We start from the raw sequence: 19335 nt of genomic DNA on the forward strand, positions 1-19335 counted from the left end.
GCGATGAGCACGTTAAAGTGGGTTCGTGGCGTTAATGGCACCTTGGGTTGGGTCGCACCGCACATGGTCGCGAGCAAAATGCGCCTGGCATTCATGACGCCGCGCACGTTCGCACCCCGTGACTGGGAGTTGCCGCTGCTGGCAAAATCCGAGCGCATCACCTTGCGCTTCGGCCTCTCGGCGTTGCGCTGGGGGCAGGGCCCGACGGTCTTGCTGATGCACGGTTGGGAAGGTCGGCCGACCCAGTTCGCCAGCCTGATCACCGCGCTGGTGGACGCCGGTTACACCGTCGTGGCGCTGGATGGCCCGGCCCACGGTCGCTCACCGGGTCGCGAGGCCAATGTGGTGCTGTTCGCCCGGGCCATGCTCGAAGCGGCAGCCGAATTGCCGCCACTGCAAGCGGTCATTGGCCACTCCATGGGCGGCGCCAGTGCCATGCTCGCCGTACAGTTGGGATTGCGCACTGAAACCCTGGTCACGATTGCTGCGCCGGCGCGGATTCTCGGCGTGCTGCGTGGGTTCGCCCGTTATGTGCGACTGCCGCCCAAAGCCCGTTCGGCGTTCATCCGTCAGGTCGAGAAAGACGTCGGCATGCGCGCGGCCACCCTGGATGTTGCGCACTATCAACTCGATATGCCGGGGCTGATCGTCCACGCCGAAAACGATTGCTATGTGCAAGCCAAAGAGTCCCAGCTGATCCACGAAGCCTGGTTCGACAGCCGTCTGCTGCGCCTGGAAGAGGGCGGCCATCAGCGTGTGCTCGCAGACCCTCGGGTGATTGATGGGGTGCTATCACTGCTGTCAGGGCGCAGCCTTCAAGCACGGCAATCGGCCTGAGCATCCGTTACACTGCGCCGGTCGAATTTATCTGACCGGGAGTGGGGCATGGGCTGGGATCGGGCAACGCCATTTATCATTGATCTGGAAGTCGGCGCCGAGGACATCGACGGGCTGGGCCACGCGAACAACGCGGTGTACGTGACCTGGCTCGAACGCTGCGCCTGGCGCCACTCGCAACGGCTCGGCCTGGACCTGGTCGAGTACCGTCGGCTGGATCGGGCGATGGCCGTGGTGCGCCACGAGATCGATTACCTCGCCGCTGCCTATGAAGGCGATGAGTTGCAATTGGCGACCTGGATCGTCGATTGGGACCAGCGCCTGAAAATGACCCGCCACTTCCAGCTCAAGCGCCCCAGTGACAACACCACGCTGCTGCGCGCCCAGACCACCTTCGTCTGCATCGAACTGTCCACCGGCAAGCCCAAACGCATGCCGGCGGAATTTATCGAAGGTTATGGCCCGGCGTTGCCAATCCCTTCGTAGGTTGTCTGGGCGGGCCTCTTCGCGGGCAAGCCTCGCTCCTACAGATGTGTGTCGTACGCCCAATTTGCATACGCCGCAAAACCTGTAGGAGCAAGGCTTGCCCGCGAAGGCGTCATCACAATCGCCACCGCCCCGTCTGACGAAATACCTTCTGCGCGCCGAAACCAGTAAACTGCCGCACGTTTTTCGTTGAGTGTGTTTTCCATGCAAATTGCTTTGGCGCCCATGGAGGGGTTGGTCGACAACATCCTGCGGGACGTGCTGACCCGCGTCGGCGGTATCGATTGGTGCGTGACCGAATTCATTCGGATCAACGATCAACTGCTCACGCCGGCCTATTACCACAAGTTTGGCCCTGAGCTTCTGACCGGTGCCCGCACCGCGTCCGGCGTACCGCTGCGCGTGCAGTTGCTCGGTTCCGATCCGGTGTGCCTGGCGGAAAACGCTGCGCTGGCCTGCGAGTTGGGTTCCGAAGTCATCGACCTGAACTTCGGCTGCCCGGCCAAGACCGTCAACAAGTCCCGTGGCGGCGCGGTGTTGCTCAAAGAACCTGAGCTGCTCAACCAAATCGTCGAAACCGTGCGTCGCGCGGTGCCTGCGCATATCCCGGTCACCGCCAAGATGCGCCTCGGTTTCGACAGCCCGGACGGCGCGCTGGTCTGCGCCACGGCCCTGGCCGAAGGCGGCGCGGCGCACATCGTGGTGCACGCGCGGACCAAGACCGACGGCTACAAACCGCCCGCCCACTGGGAATGGATTCCGCGGGTGCAGGACGTGGTCAAGGTGCCGGTATTCGCCAACGGCGACATCTGGAGTGTCGAAGACTGGCGCCGCTGCCGCGAGATCAGCGGTGTCGAAGACATCATGCTTGGTCGTGGCCTGGTGTCGCGCCCGGACCTGGCCCGGCAAATCGCCGCCGCGCGCGCCGGTGAAGAAGTGGTCGAGATGACCTGGGCCGAGCTGCTGCCGTTGATTCAGGACTTCTGGCTGCAGGCCAAGGCGCAGATGACGCCGCGCCAATCGCCGGGTCGCCTGAAGCAATGGCTGGCAATGCTGACTCGCAATTATCCGGAAGCGGTCGAGCTGTTTACCGTGCTGCGGCGTGAAACTGAGCTGGATCAGGTCTCCCGTTTATTGGGTCTGCAAGTCGCCGAAGCTGCCTGAAAAAAATCTGCAAAAAGTCTCTTGAAATGCAATCAGCGGTCCCTATCTAAGGGTTACGCGATGCCGAATCCGGGTCGCGGAGACAAAAAAACTTGCTGATATGTTTTCAGGAGATTTGAATCATGACGACTGCATTTTCCATGGCACCACTGTTCCGTTCCTCGGTAGGTTTCGATCGTTTCAACGACCTGTTCGAAACCGCCTTGCGCAACGAGCCAGGCAGCACCTATCCACCTTACAACGTGGAAAAACACGGCGATGACCAATACCGCATTGTTGTAGCGGCCGCCGGGTTCCAGGAAGAAGACCTGGAACTGCAAGTGGAAAAAGGTGTGCTGACCATCAGTGGCGGTAAACGTGACGCGACCGAAGACGTCACCTATCTGTACCAAGGCATCGCACAGCGTGCCTTCAAACTGTCTTTCCGTCTGGCGGACCATATCGAAATCAAGGCTGCCGGCCTGAGCAACGGTTTGTTGAGCATCGACCTGTTGCGGGTTATTCCGGAAGAGGCGAAAGCCAAACGCATCCCGATCAACGGGACGCAAAAACCAGCGCTGCAGCACTGAGTCATTCGAAGACACACATTCGTCTGAATCGGCTGTAACCCGCTGAATGAAGGCCCCGACCTGTCGGGGCCTTTTTGTATCCGGGAAAAAAACAGCCCTGTAGGCTTTGCCGCCTTGCGACGGTTTCTCTACAATCCGCGCCAGTTTGCCGACTCCCATTCTGCCTGGTCGGCCCGGAGCTTTTTTTCATGGACGAGCTACAACAGCGCTGGCTGTGCGGTCTTTCCGCGCCAATGGTCGCCCTCAATCCGCGTGCCGGATACGACGAGCCCGCGTTCTATTCCGGCCCGGAATATATCGACCTGCAATGCAGCTGGGGCATTGATGACCGGCCGCAATTGTTGGGCATGCTCGAAAGAATGACCGATGACGGTCACGCCACACGCCTCAAAGCGGCGTATCGCTCATGGCAACGCTGTTTGCCCGGCGAGTGGCAGGCGTTGCTCCAGACGCTGGAACCCCGCGAGCGCATCTTGCATGAGTTTGCCAGCCGTACCTTCGAGGGCTGCGGCTCGGGGGGTATCCAGGCGTGGGATCTGGGGCGCATGGGGTTTCTGTTGCGGTGTGGCGTGCGCAACCAGTGGATCGATCTCGCCGAAAGTCTCTGGCTGCATTGGCGCCTGGCCGTGAGGGCGCAATATCACTACGACGACTGGTATTCCTATTTCAACGGATTTCTCACCGGTCGCGCCTTCTGGGGCTGCCTGAGCAGCAGCGACGATACCCTGGCTTACGAACTGGACCGACAAGGTGAGTTTTCGAGCAGTCTGCGTATCGCTCGCGGCCTGGGCCGGAACATGCCCGCTTTCCTGGCCGACTTGCCTTGGCATCTGGAGCTTGATCCGCCGCAGCGCCCGGCATCCTTAGGGGAGTTCGACTGGTCATGAGTTGCTGGATTCGTCTGGGCATAGAGCCCACCAAAGACCAGGCACTGATTCGGGAAGCCTACCGCGCGCGTCTGCCGCAGCATCACCCGGAAAGTGATCCCGAAGGCTTCCAGGCATTGCGTGAAGCCTATGAAAGCGCCAACCGTTTCGCCCGGCAGGAAGAGGACGAAACGGAAGAGGAGGCTGGCGCCCCTGAGATGCCGCAAACCATCGTGGATTTCTACGCGCTGCTCGAAGACCCGGCGCGGCGTTTCAATCCGCAGGCCTGGCAAGCCTTCGTCAAAGCTTTGGATCAATTGCCGCTGGACGCCCTCGATGACCTCAGTTGGGGTCTGTTCCACCCATTGGTCAACGCCGGTCCGCTGTCCTACCGCTGCGCGAATCTGTTGGCACAACGGCTGGCCTGGGAACAGCAGTTGATGGAACTGGAGTTCGACCAGGCGAAAGAAGTCGAAGCGTTCCTGCAACGCATCAAGGGCCCGGACCCGTTCGACACGACGCTGATGGACGATTGGCCCGAGCCTGCGCAGCTGGAAACCCTCTGGTATGCCCGCAGCCTCGACTACATCTTCCAGCATCGTCCTCTGCGTGAGTTCGTAGACTTTGCCAGCCACCACACCTGTTTGCCGCTGCCGGCCGATGACGCATTTATCCAGCGCCTGCTGGTGCAGTTCACTCAGGCGGGTATCGGCGGTCCCGGTCTGCGGCAATGGTGCGTCGAACAGCAGGCACAAGCCCCGGACGATGCCGACTGGCTGTATTTATTGGCGTGCCAGAACAGCTTGGCGGGCCTGGAAGATCAGGCGTTGCCTGGCTGGATCCGGCTCTGGCAGGAACATCGCCACCCCAAGGCCGAAAGCCGTTTGCTGGAGCTGTGCGCCAAGCGTCAGCCGGACTTTGTGGCACTGCTGATCCAGGCTTTTGACCGTCTGGAGCATTTCCGCGACTGGCCTGTTGACCTCGCCGATGTCAGCCAAACCTATGGCAGCCCTTCACAACGTCCCGAGACGCTGGCGCGCTGGCTTGGGGTCGGGCAACTCGACCTGCAAGGCTTTACGGCCGCTTTTGTCGATTGGCGGATGACCGGGGATGAACTGCCGCTGCTGGCCTTGCTGCTGGGCGATGCTGCGGATTCCCGTCTGCAACAGCTGTACCGGCATGCCTGGGCGTTGCACCGTGGCGATGTGGGGTTGCTGCAACAGATACTCGATGAACCGCAGCCGCTCGATGCCCTCGAAAGCCTGGTGTTGAGCGGGTTCAAGTATCAGGCCGAACAGCAACTGTGCTGGCTGAATCAGGCGCCCATCCCGTTGGCGATGAAGGCCTTCCTCGGCAGCCGTTCGGTTCAGCCGCAATTGGCCGAAGAATTGAAAAAGGACGAACCGCACGACATTTGCCGCCTCTGGCTGCGCAGGCTGCGGCCTTACGATACGTCCGCTCTGGTGCGGATCGATCAGGCATTTGATCTGCAAGACGCGCAAGCGGACGTGGACCTGCGCGGTGTGAGCCTGCTGGCCCAGTTGGAGCAGCGCGAAATGCTATTGCCGCCGATTGGCCAAGGCGAGGCGGTGTGGCAATGGCACGCGCAAACCATGTTCCTGCTGGCGTTGCTCGATCAGCCGGAACGTTGGCTGGCGTTGATCGATTCAAGCTGCCTGGAGCGGCTCGACGTCAACCCGGCGCATCCCCTGAGTCGGCTCCAACCGCTGCTGCGGCGTTTGCAACGCGAGCAAGGCAGTTGCAGCGGTTTGCTGGGCTGGTTGCAAGCCAGCGATCCGGTGCATGGCTTGCTCGTGCAGAAGCTGTTCAATGTGCAACAGGCCCTCGACAGCGCGACGCTGCCGGGTAATGCGCAACTCTACACCTGCATCGAAAGTGATCCTGATGCCTGCGGCGAAGAGGTGTTGGGCCTGATGCTGCTCTGGGGCGTGCTGTACCAGGATCCGAGCCTGAACGCCGAGCAGCACCGCGCGCTGTTGCAATCCATCGCTGCCGTCAGTTGCGAAGATGACTGGTTCGAAGGGTTCCGCAATGGCTTGATCAAGGGCGAGCCGGTGTGGCCGCCTGAGAAAGTGTTGGAGGATTTCGGTGTCGAGAAACTGGTGGTTTATTCACTCCTCGATACGCTGAAAAGCCTGGTCCGTTATGGCGCGGCGGGCGTGCCGCGGACCAAGGTGCTGACAATCCTGCAGTACGGCAAGGACAACACCGAGAACAGCGTGGGCCTGCGCCTGGCGCTCACGGCCCTGTTGTCCTGGACCGAACGCGTGCTGCTGGCCCACAGCGACACTCGCCCGGTGCCGGCCACGGCGTTCTGGCGCCTCGGTTCCCGACTGGGGCGCAAGGCGTTTATCTGGCAAGTGCTGGGGTGTGTGCTGATCACCCCGTACCTGGCGTTGATGAGCGGCACGGCGCTCTCTGGTTTTGGCGTGTTGCTGCTGGGCACCGCGTTGTTGCTCGGCGCGATCCTGCGTCGACTGCATGACATGGGGCGCGGGATCCCCACACTGCTGATTTTTGGCTGCCTGTCGCCGGTGCTGCCGTTTATGCCGTTGCTGTTGTTCGGCTTTCCCGGCGACAAACTGCCCAACCGCTACGGCGTGCCGCCGGACAGCGGCGGTGCAGACACCTTGTCCGGCGGTTTGCAGATGGCTTTGCGGCGGCTTAACAACTAAAGGCGCAGTTCATCCAGGGCTTTATTGAGCTGTGAACGATGGCTGGCAATCTGCACCGATTGCTGGCCACCGAGCACGGCGGTAAAGGTATCCAGCCAATCGGCAATTTGCTCGCGCTCGTCCCCCAGGCTTTGCGCCCAGGCCCGCTCCAGGCGTGCCAGCAAGGTGCGGTTGGGCAGGGCGTCGCGCGGGTGGATTTTCAGGGCGCTGAGCCGTTCATGGCTGTTTTGCCGCGACTGCGGGTCGAGGCCGGTGGGGCTGCGGTCGATGCTGTGGCTGTGGCGTTCGCCGCTGGCCAGCAGCGTGACGTCGACTTCGAGCAAGCCGTTGATGTCGTAGCTGAAGCGCACATCCAGGGCCTGGGTCTGCTCACTGGGTGTCAGCGCGACGTCGAAGGCATCGATGTAAATATTGTCCCGCACCCACGGCCGCTCGCCCTGATAGACCTCAATGCGGATCTGGGTTTGCTGGGGATGAGTCGTGTAGAAACGCTTGACCCTGGACGTCGGGATCACCGTATTGCGCTCGATGATCGGCGAGAAAGCGCCGCTGACGTCTTCACCGCGATTGGTCGAGATGCCCAGGGTGTAGGGGCAGACGTCGGTCAGGATCAGTTCTTCGATGGCGCTGTCGCGAGCCTTGCACGCGGCCTGGGTGGCGGCGCCCAGCGCGACAATCGTGTCCGGGTCGAGATGACGATAGGGCAGGCGCCCGAACAGCGTGGCGACCATTTGCTGCACGGCCGGCATCCGCGTGGCGCCGCCGACCATCACCAGGCTGTCGAGGTCCCGGGGCTTGAGCCGCGCATCGCGCAGCGCTTGCTCGATGGGCGCGCGTAACCGGGCCAGCAGTGGCTCCCAGATTTTCAACGCCCCGGCTTCATCCAGCGACCATTCGCGCAATGCGCCAGCGCCGTTCCAGCTCAGGTGCTGAGTGCCTTCGTTGAGCTTGCATTTGAGTTGTTCCAGGGCATCGCCGAGGCTGGCCAGGCCTTGGCCATCGAGCATGGACGGGGTGAGTTGCCAGTCTTTCAGGCAGGCCTGCAACAACGCCGCCGTGAAGTCTTCGCCACCGAGGAAGTTGTCGCCGGTGGAGGCATGTACCTCGATCAACGGCAGGGCGTATTCCAGCACCGTGACGTCGAAGGTGCCTCCGCCCAGGTCGAAAATCAGCGTGCGCTCGAACTTCTGCTCATGCAGCCCGTACGCCATGGCGGCGGCAGTCGGTTCGTTGATCAGCCGCGACACTGTCAGGCCGGCCAATTCGGCGGCAAACAGCGTGCGCTTGCGTTGCTCGTCGCTGAAATACGCCGGTACCGAAATCACCGCCTCGTGCACCGGGTGGCCGAGCCAGGCTTCGGCGTCTTGCTTGAGCGAACCGATCACCAGTGCCGAGAGTTCTTCCGGGCTGAACGGGCGCCCGCCCAGTTCAAATTGCTTGTCGCTGCCCATGAAACGCTTGAACGCCGCCACCGTACGTTCCGGGTGGGTGGTCAGGCGCGCGCGGGCAGCCTTGCCCACCAGAATGCTGTCGTCTTCATCGAGGCTGACCACGGACGGGGTGAGGACATCGCCGAGGGCGTTGGGAATCAACTGCGCCCGACCGTCCTGCCAGACGGCGATCAGGCTGTTGGTGGTCCCAAGGTCGATACCCAGCAAGGCCGGGCGGGGGAGGGTTGCATCCTGCATGGTTGATCTCTTTGAGGCGGCGCAAAAAACGCGACCCTACAGGCTGAGAGAAAAACTGGCAATTCCCGGGATTTATTTGAGCAACGTCTGAAACGCCTCCACCGGTAATGGCCGGCTGTGCAGGTAGCCTTGATACAAATGGCAACCCAATCCCTGCAGAAATTCCAGTTGATCCGGCGTCTCCACCCCTTCGGCAATCACTTCCAGTGCCAGGCTGCGGGCCATGGCGACGATGGCGCGGATGATTTCCGCGTCGTTGGGGTCGGTGGTCGCGTCGCGGATGAAGGACTGGTCGATTTTCAGCGTGTCCACCGGCAGGCGCTTGAGGTAGGTCAGCGATGAATAACCGGTGCCGAAGTCGTCCATGGCAAAGCTCACACCGAGTTTTTTCAGGCGGCGCATTTTATTGATGGTGTCTTCCAGGTTCTGGATGACGATGCCTTCGGTGATTTCCAGTTTCAACAGCGAGCAGGGCAGGCCATGGCTGCTGAGGCTGCGCTCGATGCGTTCGACAAAGTCGTTCTGCCGGAATTGTCGCGGGCTGATGTTCACGCACAAGCTGAAGTTGAGCGGGTCGATCAGTTGTTTGGCGATCAGGTGCTTGAAGGCCGCGCAGGCTTCGTCGAGGATCCAGGTCCCGACCTCCAGAATCAGCCCGCTGTCTTCCAGCACCTTGATGAACTCGGTGGGCGATTGCGCACCGAGTTCCGGGTGGTTCCAGCGCACCAGGGCTTCGGCGCCGATGATGCGGTTGTCCTGGGCATCGACTTGCGGTTGGTAATGCACACTGAATTCGCCCCGGGACAGGGCCAGGCGCAGGTCGGTTTCCATGCGCAACCGTTCGCTGGCGGCCTTCTGCATGGTGTTGTGGTACATCTGCGTGGTGTTGCGCCCCGAATCCTTGGCGCGGTACAGGGCGATGTCTGCACGCTTGAGCAAATCGGTCGGGGTCGAGCCGTGATCGGGAATCAGCGCGATGCCAATGCTCGGCGTGACTTGCAGGCGCTGGCCGTCGAGGAACATCGGTTCCGAGAGCAATTCGCGCAGGGTGTCTGCCAGGTCCCGCACCTGCTCGCTGACCTCGCTGCGCGAACCTTCCAGGCCGCTGAGCAGCACCACGAATTCATCACCGCCGAGCCGCGCCACGGTGTCTTCCATGCGCACACTGGCTTCGAGTCGCGCAGTGATGATCTTCAGCACCGTGTCGCCCACCGGGTGCCCGAGGGAGTCGTTGATGTGCTTGAAGTGGTCGAGGTCGAGGAACATCAAGGCGCCACGCAGGTTGTGGCGTTTGAGCAGGGCGATCTGCTGGCTCAGGCGATCCATCAGCAGTGCGCGGTTGGGCAGGTTGGTCAGCGGGTCGTGGTAGGCCAGATGCCGGATTTGCGCCTCGGCGTTCTTCAACAGGCTGACATCCCGGGCAGTCAGCAGCAGGCATGCGGTCTCGTTGAGGGTGATCGGTTCCACCGAGACTTCGACGGTGAGCAGATCCCCGCGTTTGTTGCGCCCGAGCATTTCCTGGTGGTGCACACGGCCCTTGATTTGCAGCTCCGCCAGCAGCGATGAGCGCTGTTTCTCTTCAGCCCAGATGCCGACCTGATACACGGTCTTGCCCACCACTTCATCGGCGCGGTAACCGGTCAGGCGGCAGAAACCGTCGTTGACCTCCAGATAACGCCCGGTGTCGCGCTCGGTGATGGTGATGGCATCGGGGCTGGAGTGGAACGCCTTGGCGAATTTCTCTTCGCTGGCCTTGAGCGCCGCTTCCGAGCGTTGTTGCTGGGTGATGTCGCGCAGGGTGGTGACGATGCAGGGCTGCTCGCCGACGCTGATCTGGCGGCTGGAAATCACGCAGGTCAGGGATTGCCCGTCCTTGTGCTGGACGATGATCGCCACGTTGTTCAGGCCCTGTTCGCGGATCACCTGTTCAATGCGTTGCAAGCTCTTTGCCGACGCGTCCCACAGGCCGATTTCATCGGCGCTGCGGCCAATCACGTCGGCGGCGGTCCAGCCGAAAATCTGGGTGAAGCTGGAGTTGATCTCGATGAACTGGCCGCTATCCTGGCGCGTGACGCAGATCGGGTCCGGGCTGACCTGGAACAGCGTGGCGAATTTCTCCTCTGAGGCCACCAATAGCTGCTCGCGCTCGACCTGATCGGTGATGTCCAGCAAGGTGCCGGCCATCCGCAGCGGCACGCCGTTTTCATCGCGATAGAGCCGGGCGCGGCTTTCCAGGAAGCGCGAACTGCCGTCGGGCAATTGCACGCGATACGTCAACTGATAATTGCCGGCCGGGCCTTCGCGCAGGCTGCGGTAGGCATTGCGCATGCTGTCCCGTTCTTCGCCGGGCACGCCTTCGAAAAATTCATCGAAGGCTTCGTGAAACGGCTTGGGCTCCATGCCGTGCAACTGGGCCGCCCGCGCCGAGCCGTAGAGCATGCCGCTGGGAATGTGCCAGTCCCAGGTGCCGAGTTGCGCCGAATCCAGGGCCAGGTCGAGGCGTTCCTGGCTGTCCTTGAGCGCATGTTCGGCGGCCTTGCGTTCGGTGGTGTCGAGGAAGGTGCTCAGCAAGTACGGTTGGCCTTCGAGCTCGACCTTTTGCGCGCTGAGGATGCCATCGTGAACCTGGCCATTACTGGCGCGGAACTGCACTTCCATGCTGATCAGTTCGCCCTTGGCCTTGGTCGCCTTGACCAGCACCGCCCGTTGCTCGGGATGCACCCACAGGCCCAGTTCCAGGGTGGTACGGCCAATCACGCTTTGCACCGGCCAGCCGAACAGGCTTTCGAAATATTGATTGGCCTCGCTGATCAGGCCATCTTCCTGGCGGGTCAGCAACACCATGTTCGGGCACAGGTGGAACAGCGTGGCGAAACGCTTTTCGGAGCTGCTCAGGGCTTGTTCGCGTTGGCGCTGGTGGGTGATTTCCCGGATCACCCCGATCATCCGCGGCCGACCGTGTTTGTCCGGCAACAGGCTGCCGTTGATCTCCAGCCAGTGCAGGCTGCCGTCGGGCCAGCGGATGCGGTGGTGCATCGCCTGTTCCAGCGGCGCGCCGGCAATCACCTGATGAAATGCGCGGATGGTTTTCGCCCGGTCTTCCGGGGGCAGCAGGTCGAGGTATTCCAGATCCGCCGGCAAAGGTTGCTTGGGATCGAAGCCGAACAGCGCCTGGGTGCCCCGGGACCAACTGATCTGCCCGCGTTCGATGTCCCAATACCAGGCGCCCAAGCGCGCACCGTTGAGCGCGGCCAGTAACTGCGGCGCGCTTTCCCAGCTCTGCTCGGACCGCTGCGGGTCAATGGCCTGAATACGCGGCATCGGCGGAATACGGTCAACAGATTTGGGCATTGGCAGCAGGCCTTGGGCTGAATGGGGCGTTAGGCACGGGGTTTTGCAGCTCTATAGGAGTAGCACAAGTTAGCCGTGGGTCCCTGGCAGATCAATTTGTGCATCCAGCAGGGCCATAAAGGCGCGTGCCGCATTCGAAAGCGTCCTTTCCGTGTGCAGGATATAGCCTAGCTCGCGAGTGAGTTGTATGCCCGGCAAAGGTATGCGCGCCACCTGTTCATCAAGCATGGTGCGTGGCAAAACGCTCCAGGCCAGGCCGATCGAGACCATCATCTTGATCGTTTCCAGATAATTTGTGCTCATGGCGATGTTCGGCGTCAGGCCCTGGGCCTCGAACAGGCGCTGCACGATGTGATGAGTAAACGTGTTGCCGCCGGGGAACACCGCCGGGTGCAGGGCGATGTCCGCGAGGGTGACCGGGCCGTTGCTGATCAACGAATGCTCCGGGGCCACCACGAAATCCAGCGGGTCGTCCCACACCGGCGTGGCCTTGACCAGCGCGTGGGGCTCGGGGGCAAGCGTGATGACTGCCAGTTCCGCACGGCCATGGAGGATTTCTTCGTAGGCCACTTCCGAATCGAGGAACTGAATATCCAGCGCCACTTGTGGGTAACGCCGGGTGAATTCCCTTAATAAGGGCGGCAAGCGGTGCAGGCCGATGTGGTGACTGGTGGCCAGGGTCAGGCGGCCGCTGACTTCGCCGGTGAGGTTGGTCAGGGCGCGACGGGTGTCGTCCAGCACGTTGAGAATCTGATAGGCCCGGGGCAGCAGGGCGCGACCGGCCTCGGTCAGGCCGACTTCACGACCCAGGCGATCAAACAATCGCACCTTCAGTTGCTGTTCCAGCCCGGCAATTCGCTTGCTGATCGCCGGTTGGGTCAGGTGCAGCCGCTCGCCAGCGCCGGAGAAGCTGCCGGTCTCGGCAATCGCGATAAAAGCGTTGAGGTTGGCCAGATCCATTGTGGTATTCCAGTTGGTTATCCAAAGCATAAAAAATATGAATTTGAGTTATTTAATGTAACCCCCTAGGATCGACCTCACAAGCCAAGGGGTTATTGAACCGCTGCACAACCCAAGGCATAGAAAATAGAAGCACGCTGATGAGGACCGTCTGATGGCCGGCAAAACGCTTTACGACAAGCTCTGGGATTCCCATGAAGTGAAACGGCGCGACGATGGGTCGTCGCTGATCTACATCGATCGCCACATCATCCATGAAGTGACCTCGCCCCAAGCTTTCGAAGGCCTGCGCCTGGCCGGGCGCAAGCCTTGGCGTGTCGACTCGATCATCGCCACCCCGGACCACAACGTGCCGACCACCCCGGATCGCAAGGGCGGGATCGAAGCGATCACCGACCAGGTCTCGCGTTTGCAGGTTCAGACCCTCGATGACTATTGCGACGAATACGGCATCACCGAGTTCAAAATGAACGACGTGCGCCAGGGCATCGTTCACGTGATCGGCCCGGAGCAGGGCGCGACCTTGCCGGGCATGACCGTGGTCTGCGGCGACTCGCACACTTCGACCCACGGCGCGTTTGGCGCCTTGGCTCACGGCATCGGCACTTCCGAGGTGGAGCATGTGTTTGCCACCCAGTGCCTGGTCGCCAAGAAAATGAAAAACATGCTCGTCTCGGTCGAAGGCAAGTTGCCGTTCGGCGTGACTGCCAAGGACATCGTCCTCGCGGTGATCGGCAAGATCGGCACCGCCGGCGGTAACGGCCACGCCATCGAGTTCGCTGGCAGCGCGATTCGCGACTTGTCCATCGAAGGCCGCATGACCATTTGCAACATGTCCATCGAAGCCGGTGCGCGTGTTGGCTTGGTAGCCGCCGACGAAAAAACCGTGGAATACGTCAAGGGCCGTCCATTCGCCCCGAAAGGCGCGGAATGGGACATGGCGGTTGAGGCGTGGAAAGACCTGGTTTCCGACGCTGATGCGGTGTTCGACACCGTGGTTGAACTTGACGCGACCCAGATCAAGCCGCAAGTCAGCTGGGGCACTTCGCCCGAGATGGTGTTGGCGGTTGATCAGAACGTGCCGGACCCGGCGAAGGAAATGGACCTGGTCAAACGCGGCTCCATCGAACGCGCCCTGAAATACATGGGTTTGAGCGCCAATCAGGCGATCACCGATATTCAGCTGGATCGCGTGTTCATCGGCTCCTGCACCAACTCGCGGATCGAAGACCTGCGCGCGGCGGCGGTGATTGCCAAGGGCCGCAAAGTCGCTTCGACCATCAAGCAAGCCATCGTGGTGCCGGGCTCGGGCCTGGTGAAGGCGCAAGCCGAGGCCGAAGGCCTGGACAAGATTTTCCTCGAAGCCGGTTTCGAGTGGCGTGAACCGGGCTGCTCGATGTGCCTGGCGATGAACCCGGACCGCCTGGAGTCGGGCGAGCACTGCGCCTCGACCTCCAACCGCAACTTCGAAGGGCGTCAGGGCGCCGGTGGCCGTACGCACCTGGTCAGCCCGGCGATGGCCGCTGCCGCTGCCGTCAACGGTCGTTTCATCGACGTTCGCGAACTGATCTGAGGAACCGCACATGAGAGCTTTTACCCAACACACCGGTTTGGTCGCGCCATTGGACCGGGCCAACGTCGACACCGACCAGATCATTCCGAAGCAGTTCCTGAAGTCGATCAAGCGCACCGGTTTTGGTCCGAACCTGTTTGACGAGTGGCGTTACCTGGACGTGGGCTATGCCTACCAGGACAACTCCAAGCGGCCGCTGAACAAGGATTTCGTGCTCAACGCCGAACGTTACCAAGGCGCGAGCGTGTTGCTGGCCCGCGAGAACTTCGGCTGCGGTTCCAGCCGCGAACACGCGCCGTGGGCCCTGGAAGAGTACGGTTTCCGCAGCATCATCGCGCCGAGCTACGCCGACATTTTCTACAACAACAGCTTCAAGAACGGCTTGCTGCCGATCATCTTGAGCGACGCGGAAGTGGATGAGCTGTTCCAGCAGGTTGAAGCGAATCCTGGCTACCAGTTGACGGTCGACCTGCAAGCCCAGACCGTGACCCGGCCGGATGGCAAGGTCTATCACTTTGAGCTGGATGAATTCCGCAAGCATTGCCTGGTGAATGGTCTGGACGATATCGGCCTGACCTTGATGGATCACGAGGCGATTGCGTCGTTTGAGAGCAAGCACCGGGCGAGTCAGCCGTGGTTGTTTCGCGATGTTTGATTTTGTGTAAGGCCGGATGACGCCTTCGCGGGCAAGCCTCGCTCCTACAGTTGAAATGCATTCCCCTGTAGGAGCGAGGCTTGCCCGCGAAGAGGCCCGCCCAGACACCACAAGACTAAACCCCAAAAAGGAAGTCCCCATGACCCAGCACAGCCAAGTCGTACAAAAGCAATTCGGTGAACAGGCCTCGGCCTACTTGAGCAGCGCCGTTCACGCTCAAGGCACCGAATTCGCACTGCTACAGGCTGAACTGGCCGGGCAGGGTGACGCCCGCGTGCTGGACCTGGGTTGCGGCGCCGGTCACGTGAGTTTTCACGTGGCTTCGCTGGTCAAGGAAGTGGTGGCTTACGACCTGTCCCAGCAGATGCTCGACGTGGTGGCCGCCGCGGCGACTGATCGTGGTTTCAGTAATATCACCACGGTCAACGGTGCCGCCGAGCGCCTGCCGTTCGCCGATGGCGAGTTCGACTTCGTGTTCAGCCGTTATTCGGCGCACCATTGGAGCGATCTTGGTTTGGCCCTGCGGGAAGTGCGCCGGGTGCTGAAGCCGGGCGGGGTAGCGGCGTTTGTCGATGTGTTGTCGCCGGGCAGTCCGTTGTTCGACACCTACCTGCAAAGCGTCGAAGTGCTGCGCGACACCAGCCATGTGCGTGATTATTCCGCCGGCGAGTGGTTGCGTCAGGTCAGCGAAGCGGGGTTGCATACCCGCAGCACCACCCGTCAGCGACTGCGTCTGGAGTACACCTCGTGGGTGGAACGCATGCGCACGCCCGACGTGATGCGCGGGGCGATCCGCGTGTTGCAGCAGTCGATGGGCAATGAAGTGCGCGAATATTTTGAGATTGAAGCCGATGGTTCGTTTAGTACCGATGTACTGGTGCTGATGGCAGAACGATAGAATTTTTCCGGGCGCGCCCAAGGCGCACCGACTGATGACATGAGGAAAGCATGAGCAAGCAGATTCTGATTCTCCCAGGTGACGGTATTGGCCCGGAAATCATGGCCGAAGCAGTCAAGGTGCTGGAACTGGCCAATACCCAGTACAACCTGGGCTTCGAGCTGAGCCACGACGTGATCGGCGGCGCTGCCATCGACAAGCACGGCGTGCCACTGGCCGACGAAACCCTGGATCGCGCCCGCGCGGCCGACGCCGTATTGTTGGGCGCCGTGGGCGGCCCGAAATGGGACACCATCGAGCGTGACATCCGCCCTGAGCGCGGTCTGCTGAAGATTCGCGCGCAACTGGGCCTGTTCGGCAACCTGCGCCCGGCGATCCTGTATCCGCAACTGGCCGAGGCTTCCAGCCTGAAGCCGGAAATCGTCGCGGGCCTGGACATCCTGATCGTCCGTGAACTGACCGGCGGCATCTACTTCGGCGCGCCACGTGGCACCCGCGTCCTGGAAAACGGCGAGCGTCAGGCCTACGACACCCTGCCTTACAGCGAAAGCGAGATTCGCCGTATTGCCCGGGTCGGTTTCGACATGGCCATGGTGCGCAGCAAAAAGCTCTGCTCCGTGGACAAGGCCAACGTGCTGGCGTCGAGCCAACTGTGGCGTGAAATCGTCGAGCAAGTGGCCAAGGATTACCCGGAAGTCGAACTGAGCCACATGTACGTCGACAACGCCGCCATGCAACTGGTGCGGGCACCGAAGCAGTTCGACGTGATCGTCACCGACAACCTGTTCGGCGACATTCTGTCCGACCAGGCGTCGATGCTCACCGGTTCCATCGGCATGCTGCCGTCGGCGTCGCTGGATACCAACAACAAGGGCATGTACGAGCCGTGCCACGGTTCGGCGCCGGACATCGCCGGCAAAGGCATAGCCAACCCGTTGGCGACTATCCTGTCCGTGTCGATGATGCTGCGTTACAGCTTCAACCAGCAGGAGGCGGCCAATGCCATCGAGAAGGCCGTGAGCCTGGTATTGGATCAAGGCCTGCGCACCGGCGACATCTGGTCGAACGGTTGCACCAAGGTCGGTACGCAGGAAATGGGCGACGCAGTAGTCGCCGCGCTGCGGAATCTGTAATCTCTCGGGCCCGCTGCCACTTTCAACTTCGAAAGCAGCGGCCCACTTTTTAAAGAAGGTGTAGTTGCGATGAAACGTGTAGGTCTGATCGGTTGGCGCGGTATGGTCGGTTCCGTGCTCATGCAGCGGATGCTGGAAGAGCAGGATTTCGATCTTATCGAGCCGGTGTTTTTCACCACTTCCAATGTCGGTGGCCAAGGCCCGTCCGTGGGCAAGGACATTGCTCCGCTCAAGGACGCTTACAGCATTGAAGAGCTGAAAACCCTCGACGTGATTCTGACCTGCCAGGGTGGCGACTACACCAGTGAAGTCTTCCCGAAACTGCGCGAAGCCGGCTGGCAGGGTTACTGGATCGACGCCGCTTCGAGCCTGCGCATGCAGGACGACGCGGTGATCGTGCTGGACCCGGTGAACCGCAAGGTCATCGACCAGCAGCTCGACGCGGGCACCAAGAACTACATCGGCGGTAACTGCACCGTCAGCCTGATGCTGATGGGCCTGGGCGGCTTGTTCGAAGCCGGTCTGGTGGAGTGGATGAGCGCCATGACCTATCAGGCGGCCTCCGGTGCCGGCGCGCAGAACATGCGTGAACTGATCAAGCAAATGGGCGCGACCCACGCCGCTGTCGCCGATCAACTGGCCGACCCGGCCAGCGCGATCCTCGACATCGACCGCCGTGTGGCCGAAGCCATGCGCAGCGACGCGTACCCGACCGAAAACTTCGGCGTACCGCTGGCCGGCAGCCTGATCCCGTGGATCGACAAGGAGCTGCCGAACGGTCAGAGCCGCGAAGAGTGGAAGGCCCAGGCCGAGACCAACAAGATCCTCGGTCGCTTCAAGAGCCCGATTCCAGTCGACGGCATCTGCGTGCGCATCGGCGCCATGCGCTGCCACAGCCAGGCGCTGACCATCAAGCTGAACAAAGACGTGCCGATCGCCGACATCGAAGGGCTGATCAGCCAGCACAACCCTTGGGTCAAACTGGTGCCGAACAGCCGCGAAGCCAGCATTCAGGAACTGAGCCCGACGAAAGTCACCGGCACCCTGAACGTACCGGTGGGCCGTCTGCGCAAGCTGAACATGGGCACGCAGTATCTGGGCGCGTTCACCGTTGGCGACCAACTGCTGTGGGGCGCGGCTGAACCGCTGCGTCGCATGCTGCGGATCCTGCTTGAGCGTTGATCGTTTGAAGTTGTGAAAGCACCCGCGCCTTGAAAGAGGTGCGGGTTTTTTATGCCCACCGATCATTCCCACGCTCCGCGTGGGAATGATCGGGGTGGGCCGAATTGCCTGTGAGCCACCCACCCGGTAAAGTGCCGCTCCCCCCGTTTCGCCAGAGGTAGAACCATGAGCCAGTCCTTTGATATTGCCGTGATCGGCGCCACCGGAACTGTCGGCGAAACGCTGGTGCAGATTCTCGAAGAACGGGATTTCCCGGTCGGCAACCTGCACCTGCTGGCCAGCAGCGAGTCCGCCGGGCATTCGGTGCCGTTCCGCGGCAAGAACGTGCGGGTGCGGGAAGTCGATGAGTTTGATTTCAACAAGGTGCAACTGGTGTTCTTCGCCGCCGGCCCGGCCGTGACCCTGAGTTTTGCATCCCGCGCCCGCGCCGCCGGTTGCTCGCTGATCGACCTTTCCGGTGCCTTGCCAGCGGATGAAGCGCCGCAAGTGGTGCCGGAAGCCAACGCCCAGGTGCTGGCCGGTCTGAAAAAGCCGTTCCAGGTCAGCAGCCCGAGCCCGTCGGCCACCACGTTGGCCGTGGTCCTTGCGCCGTTGCTCGACGTGATCGACCTGCAACGCATCAACGTCACCGCCAGCCTTGCCGTGTCCGCCCAGGGCCGCGAAGCCGTCACCGAGCTGGCGCGCCAGACGGCCGAATTGCTCAACGTGCGTCCGCTGGAACCGACTTTCTTTGATCGGCAGATGGCTTTTAACCTGCTGGCCCAGGTCGGCAAGCCGGATGAGCAAGGCCATACGCTGCTGGAAAAACGCCTGGTGCGCGAGCTGCGCCAGGTCATGTCGCTGCCTTTATTAAAGATTTCCGCAACTTGCATTCAAGCCCCGGTGTTTTTTGGCGATAGCTTTAGCGTGACCTTGCAGTCATCAAGCGCTGTCGACCTGGCCAAAGTGAACGCTGCCCTGGAAGACGCGCCGGGCATCGAGCTGGTGGAAGCCGGCGATTACCCGACGGCAGTAGGTGACGCGGTAGGGCAGGATGTGGTCTACGTTGGTCGGGTTCGCAGCGGTGTCGACGACCTGTCGGAACTAAATCTGTGGCTGACGTCAGATAACGTACGCAAAGGCGCCGCGCTCAATGCTGTGCAGGTGGCTGAATTGTTGATAAAAGACCTGCTGTAAAAGATACTTGGCAACAATTTGTCGAATGATTCTAACCGAGCGCTATGCTTGGCCGGAGTGCTTGCCGGCGAGTCACCCTGTGGGGCTTCCCGGGCAGCAAA

General features: G+C 61.5%; 15 protein-coding genes. 12 read left to right on the top strand and 3 right to left on the bottom strand.

All coding sequences use genetic code 11. The features are described from left to right. The first annotated feature begins 3 nt into the window (after window positions 1-3). From ACY4LX_RS12240 to ACY4LX_RS12265, 6 genes are all read left to right on the top strand, one after another. Window positions 4-837, top strand: a complete 834-nt coding sequence (locus ACY4LX_RS12240) for an alpha/beta fold hydrolase (protein WP_463260048.1) — start codon at window positions 4-6, stop codon at window positions 835-837. Between the two features lie 48 nt (window positions 838-885). Next, window positions 886-1323: an acyl-CoA thioesterase gene (locus tag ACY4LX_RS12245; protein WP_149658906.1), complete on the top strand. Its 438-nt coding sequence runs from the start codon at window positions 886-888 to the stop codon at window positions 1321-1323. Window positions 1324-1527: 204 nt separating this feature from the next. Then, window positions 1528-2487 carry a tRNA dihydrouridine synthase gene (locus ACY4LX_RS12250; RefSeq protein WP_149658905.1) on the top strand — a complete coding sequence of 320 codons (960 nt, stop codon included), beginning with the start codon at window positions 1528-1530 and terminating at the stop codon, window positions 2485-2487. Between the two features lie 122 nt (window positions 2488-2609). Further along, window positions 2610-3056, top strand: a complete 447-nt coding sequence (locus tag ACY4LX_RS12255; RefSeq protein WP_123403565.1) for an Hsp20 family protein — start codon at window positions 2610-2612, stop codon at window positions 3054-3056. A gap of 188 nt (window positions 3057-3244) precedes the next feature. Beyond that, window positions 3245-3943, top strand: coding sequence for a DUF1266 domain-containing protein (locus ACY4LX_RS12260; protein ID WP_463260049.1), 699 nt, complete (start codon window positions 3245-3247; stop codon window positions 3941-3943). Continuing rightward, the gene (locus tag ACY4LX_RS12265; RefSeq protein WP_463260050.1) at window positions 3940-6618 is read left to right on the top strand and encodes a DUF805 domain-containing protein; all 2679 of its coding nucleotides are present in this window, start codon (window positions 3940-3942) and stop codon (window positions 6616-6618) included. Before ACY4LX_RS12260 ends, ACY4LX_RS12265 begins: the two co-directional genes overlap by 4 nt. Here ACY4LX_RS12265 and ACY4LX_RS12270 read toward each other — a convergent pair. The 3 genes from ACY4LX_RS12270 to ACY4LX_RS12280 all read right to left on the bottom strand — a co-directional run bounded on the left by ACY4LX_RS12270 (window position 6615) and on the right by ACY4LX_RS12280 (window position 12617). Then, window positions 6615-8306 (bottom strand): Hsp70 family protein, encoded by a 1692-nt coding sequence (locus tag ACY4LX_RS12270; RefSeq protein ID WP_463260051.1) that lies wholly within the window; start codon window positions 8304-8306, stop codon window positions 6615-6617. The two genes, ACY4LX_RS12265 and ACY4LX_RS12270, sit on opposite strands and share 4 nt — an antisense overlap. A gap of 72 nt (window positions 8307-8378) precedes the next feature. Beyond that, window positions 8379-11657, bottom strand: a complete 3279-nt coding sequence (locus ACY4LX_RS12275; protein WP_149658901.1) for a sensor domain-containing protein — start codon at window positions 11655-11657, stop codon at window positions 8379-8381. A 69-nt stretch (window positions 11658-11726) separates the two neighbouring features. Further along, on the bottom strand, window positions 11727-12617 hold the full coding sequence (locus tag ACY4LX_RS12280; protein ID WP_149658900.1) for a LysR family transcriptional regulator: 891 nt from the start codon (window positions 12615-12617) through the stop codon (window positions 11727-11729). Window positions 12618-12771: 154 nt separating this feature from the next. Between ACY4LX_RS12280 and leuC the strand changes: the two genes are divergently transcribed. The 6 genes from leuC (at window position 12772) to ACY4LX_RS12310 (ending at window position 19234) form a co-directional block, all read left to right on the top strand. Further along, the gene (gene leuC / locus ACY4LX_RS12285; RefSeq protein WP_149658899.1) at window positions 12772-14190 is read left to right on the top strand and encodes a 3-isopropylmalate dehydratase large subunit; all 1419 of its coding nucleotides are present in this window, start codon (window positions 12772-12774) and stop codon (window positions 14188-14190) included. A gap of 10 nt (window positions 14191-14200) precedes the next feature. Further along, on the top strand, window positions 14201-14845 hold the full coding sequence (gene leuD, locus ACY4LX_RS12290) for a 3-isopropylmalate dehydratase small subunit (RefSeq protein WP_149658898.1): 645 nt from the start codon (window positions 14201-14203) through the stop codon (window positions 14843-14845). A gap of 139 nt (window positions 14846-14984) precedes the next feature. Further along, the gene (locus ACY4LX_RS12295; protein WP_463260052.1) at window positions 14985-15743 is read left to right on the top strand and encodes a class I SAM-dependent methyltransferase; all 759 of its coding nucleotides are present in this window, start codon (window positions 14985-14987) and stop codon (window positions 15741-15743) included. A gap of 50 nt (window positions 15744-15793) precedes the next feature. Further along, on the top strand, window positions 15794-16876 hold the full coding sequence (gene leuB / locus ACY4LX_RS12300) for a 3-isopropylmalate dehydrogenase (protein ID WP_463260053.1): 1083 nt from the start codon (window positions 15794-15796) through the stop codon (window positions 16874-16876). Window positions 16877-16945: 69 nt separating this feature from the next. Beyond that, window positions 16946-18058 carry an aspartate-semialdehyde dehydrogenase gene (asd, locus tag ACY4LX_RS12305; RefSeq protein WP_149658895.1) on the top strand — a complete coding sequence of 371 codons (1113 nt, stop codon included), beginning with the start codon at window positions 16946-16948 and terminating at the stop codon, window positions 18056-18058. 165 nt (window positions 18059-18223) lie between these two features. Further along, window positions 18224-19234, top strand: a complete 1011-nt coding sequence (locus tag ACY4LX_RS12310) for an aspartate-semialdehyde dehydrogenase (protein ID WP_463260054.1) — start codon at window positions 18224-18226, stop codon at window positions 19232-19234. Window positions 19235-19335: the final 101 nt, after the last annotated feature.

This window comes from Pseudomonas sp. Emmai (assembly GCF_055179735.1).

Excerpts from the sequence above, each read along its gene's own strand:
- ACY4LX_RS12240 (WP_463260048.1), top strand. The coding sequence starts at position 4 with ATGAGCACGTTAAAGTGGGTTCGTGGCGTTAATGGCACCTTGGGTTGG.
- ACY4LX_RS12245 (WP_149658906.1), top strand. The coding sequence starts at position 886 with ATGGGCTGGGATCGGGCAACGCCATTTATCATTGATCTGGAAGTCGGC.
- ACY4LX_RS12250 (WP_149658905.1), top strand. The coding sequence starts at position 1,528 with ATGCAAATTGCTTTGGCGCCCATGGAGGGGTTGGTCGACAACATCCTG.
- ACY4LX_RS12255 (WP_123403565.1), top strand. The coding sequence starts at position 2,610 with ATGACGACTGCATTTTCCATGGCACCACTGTTCCGTTCCTCGGTAGGT.
- ACY4LX_RS12260 (WP_463260049.1), top strand. The coding sequence starts at position 3,245 with ATGGACGAGCTACAACAGCGCTGGCTGTGCGGTCTTTCCGCGCCAATG.
- ACY4LX_RS12265 (WP_463260050.1), top strand. The coding sequence starts at position 3,940 with ATGAGTTGCTGGATTCGTCTGGGCATAGAGCCCACCAAAGACCAGGCA.
- ACY4LX_RS12270 (WP_463260051.1), bottom strand. The coding sequence starts at position 8,306 with ATGCAGGATGCAACCCTCCCCCGCCCGGCCTTGCTGGGTATCGACCTT.
- ACY4LX_RS12275 (WP_149658901.1), bottom strand. The coding sequence starts at position 11,657 with ATGCCCAAATCTGTTGACCGTATTCCGCCGATGCCGCGTATTCAGGCC.
- ACY4LX_RS12280 (WP_149658900.1), bottom strand. The coding sequence starts at position 12,617 with ATGGATCTGGCCAACCTCAACGCTTTTATCGCGATTGCCGAGACCGGC.
- leuC (WP_149658899.1), top strand. The coding sequence starts at position 12,772 with ATGGCCGGCAAAACGCTTTACGACAAGCTCTGGGATTCCCATGAAGTG.
- leuD (WP_149658898.1), top strand. The coding sequence starts at position 14,201 with ATGAGAGCTTTTACCCAACACACCGGTTTGGTCGCGCCATTGGACCGG.
- ACY4LX_RS12295 (WP_463260052.1), top strand. The coding sequence starts at position 14,985 with ATGACCCAGCACAGCCAAGTCGTACAAAAGCAATTCGGTGAACAGGCC.
- leuB (WP_463260053.1), top strand. The coding sequence starts at position 15,794 with ATGAGCAAGCAGATTCTGATTCTCCCAGGTGACGGTATTGGCCCGGAA.
- asd (WP_149658895.1), top strand. The coding sequence starts at position 16,946 with ATGAAACGTGTAGGTCTGATCGGTTGGCGCGGTATGGTCGGTTCCGTG.
- ACY4LX_RS12310 (WP_463260054.1), top strand. The coding sequence starts at position 18,224 with ATGAGCCAGTCCTTTGATATTGCCGTGATCGGCGCCACCGGAACTGTC.